Here is a 2,552-nt window from a genome sequence, read left to right on the forward strand (position 1 = left end):
GGCCCGCCTGCTGCCACAGGCCGGACAACGCGCGCTGCGCCGGACCGGCATCACGATCATCGATGGGCATGCGGTGCTCCCAGCCCGGCGATCAGCGAGTGATGCAGCGAGACCCCGGCCAGCACGCCATCGGCCGACGCGAAGGTGGCGTTGTGGCGCAGGTGCGCGGCATCGCCGGCCGCGTAGACGCCGGGCACGCTGGTCTGCTTCATGTCGTCGACGCGCAGCATCGGACCGAACGGACCGTCGGTGAGTTCGCAGCCCAGCGAGTCGACCAGTTCGTGGCCGATGCGCACGCGCGGTGCGACGAACAGCGCGTCCAGCGGCAGCGAGCGGCCGTCCGCGAGGCGCACCGCGCTGAGCCGTGGCAGCGGCCCTTCGAGGGCCTGCACGACGGCGGGTTCGATCGCGACGCCGTGCGCGCGCAGCCGAGCGGCCTCGTCGTCGGCCAGCGGCTGCCCGTTCAGCAGCAGCGTGGTCGGGCCCCACTCCTTGATCAGCAGCGCATGGTGCACCGAGGCCGGTCCGGCCGACAGCACGCCGAGGCGGCGACCGGCCTCTTCGTAGCCGTGGCAGTACGGGCAGTGCAGCACGCTCGCGCCCCAGCGCGGCGCGAGGCCGTCGATGTCGGGGAAGGTGTCCTGCACGCCGATCGCCAGCAGCAGCCGGCGCGCCGCGAGCCTGCGGCCGTCGTCGAGCGACACGCTGAAATCGTCCCCGTCGCGGCGGGCCTGCAGCGCGCGGCCGCTGACGAACTGCACCGTCGGGTAGGCCTGCACGCGTTCGCGTGCGGCGGCGATCAGCTGCAGCGGCGGCGTGCCGTCCTGCGCGAAGAAGCCGTGCGACCGGGCCGCAAAGCGATTGCGCGGTGCGCCGTCGTCGACCACCGCGACCGTGCGGCGGGCGCGCGCCAGCTGCAGCGCGGCCGACAGGCCGGCGAAGCTGCCGCCGATCACGACGGCGTCGAGGGAGGCATCGAGGGTTTCAATGGGCATGGTGGAGGTCCTTCAGGGTGTGGCCGGTGGCTTGCAGCCGGCGGTGGAAGTCGTTCGACAGGTCGGCGAGCGTCACCTGGCCGAGCCGGGCCAGCAGCAGCGCCTCGGCCTCCTGGCAGGCGTGGTCGAGTGCGGCGTTGACCGCCTGCTCGACGAGGCAGCCGGGGCTCTCGGTGCGGTTGCCGAACGCGAGCAGCCCGGGCGAGCCGAGCGCCGCATGGATGTCGCCGAGCGTCACCTCGTGCAGCGGGCATGACAGCACCCAGCCGCCGCCGTGGCCCTTGGCCGATGCGACGAAGCCGGCTTCACGCAGCCCCGTCATCAGCCGGCGCACGACCACCGGGTTCGTCTGCATCGCCGAGGCGAGCGATTCGGAGGTGGCCGGGCCGTCCTGCTCGGCCATGTGCAACAGCACGTGCAGGACGCCGGAAAGCTTGCTGTCTCGTTTCATGCAACATTATGAGTTGCATGATGTTCGGGGCGCCTGGGGCCCGCCCCGAAAACCCCACGCAGGGGTGGGGCACTCCAGCGCGCAGCGTGTCAGCGCGGTGCGTCGCCGCTGCGGGCCGCCGTCACGACGCGGTGCACGAACGCCAGCTTGCGCACCACCGGCTCGGGCATCACGAACGGGTAGGCGTCGTGCGAGCCGAGGCTGCGCGACATCGCGTTGATGAACTGCGAGATCGGCAGCCAGCGCTCGATCAGGGCCGGCTCGAGGGCCTCGTCGCGCGACTCCAGGGCTGCCGCGCGCACCGGCTCGCCGCCCGGCGAGGCGAGCTGCAGGCCCCAGGCCGCGGCGGTCTCCAGGCCGTCCTGCACGTGCAGGTAGTGGGCCCAGCATTCGGCCCAGTCCTCCCACGGGTGCGCGCTCGCATAGGCGCTGACGAACTGCTGCGGCCAGTCGGCCGACGGCGCGCCGTAGTGGGCCTGCAGCGCCTGCGCATAGTCGGCGCGCTCGTCGCCGAACAGCGTGCGGAACTCGTCCAGCCACGGCGTGCCGTCGACCAGCAGGTCCCAGTAGTAGTGGCCGATCTCGTGCCGGAAATGACCGAGCAGCGTGCGGTAGGGCTCGTGCATCTCGGTGCGCGTCGCCTCGCGCTGCGCATCGTCGGCCTCGCGCACGTTCAGCGTGATGGTGCCGTTGTCGTGGCCGGTCAACACGCGCTGGCCGGGCTGCATCTCCGCGAGGAACTCGAACCACACGCCGTGCTCCGGATCGACAGCCCGGCTGCGCACCGGCAGGCCGAGCGACAGCAGGCTGTACACCAGCCGGCGCTTGGCCTGCTCGATGCGTTGCCACGACAGCAGCTTGTCCGGCTCGCTGAGCGCCGGCAGGATGTGCGTGGTCTGGCACGAGGTGCACAGCGTCGCCTCGCTCGCGGCCGGCACCATCCAGTTGCAGGCCTGCGCGCTGGTGTAGTTGTGACAGGGGCGCTGGGCCGCGGCGCCGTCGCGCAACCGGGTCCAGCGGCCGTCGGCCGCGACCTCGAACGCGCCCATCGCCAGCTCATCCGGCACGAAGCCGAGCGTGGCGCCACAGCGCTCGCAGGCCACGTT

General features: G+C 72.4%; 3 protein-coding genes. All 3 read right to left on the reverse strand.

Annotated features, from left to right (window positions below; translation table 11 throughout):
* Nucleotides 1-56: 56 nt before the first annotated feature.
* A complete protein-coding gene (locus AC1D01_RS29645) occupies nucleotides 57-995 on the reverse strand; it encodes an NAD(P)/FAD-dependent oxidoreductase (protein WP_477872812.1) in 939 nt (312 codons plus the stop codon).
* The gene (locus AC1D01_RS29650; RefSeq protein WP_477872814.1) at nucleotides 985-1,446 is read right to left on the reverse strand and encodes an Rrf2 family transcriptional regulator; all 462 of its coding nucleotides are present in this window, start codon (nucleotides 1,444-1,446) and stop codon (nucleotides 985-987) included. Before AC1D01_RS29650 ends, AC1D01_RS29645 begins: the two co-directional genes overlap by 11 nt.
* A gap of 89 nt (nucleotides 1,447-1,535) precedes the next feature.
* A partial coding sequence (locus tag AC1D01_RS29655) for a zinc-binding metallopeptidase family protein (protein WP_477872816.1) occupies nucleotides 1,536-2,552 on the reverse strand: 1,017 nt, incomplete at its 5' end.

This window comes from Rhizobacter sp. P3_B12 (genome assembly GCF_056402895.1).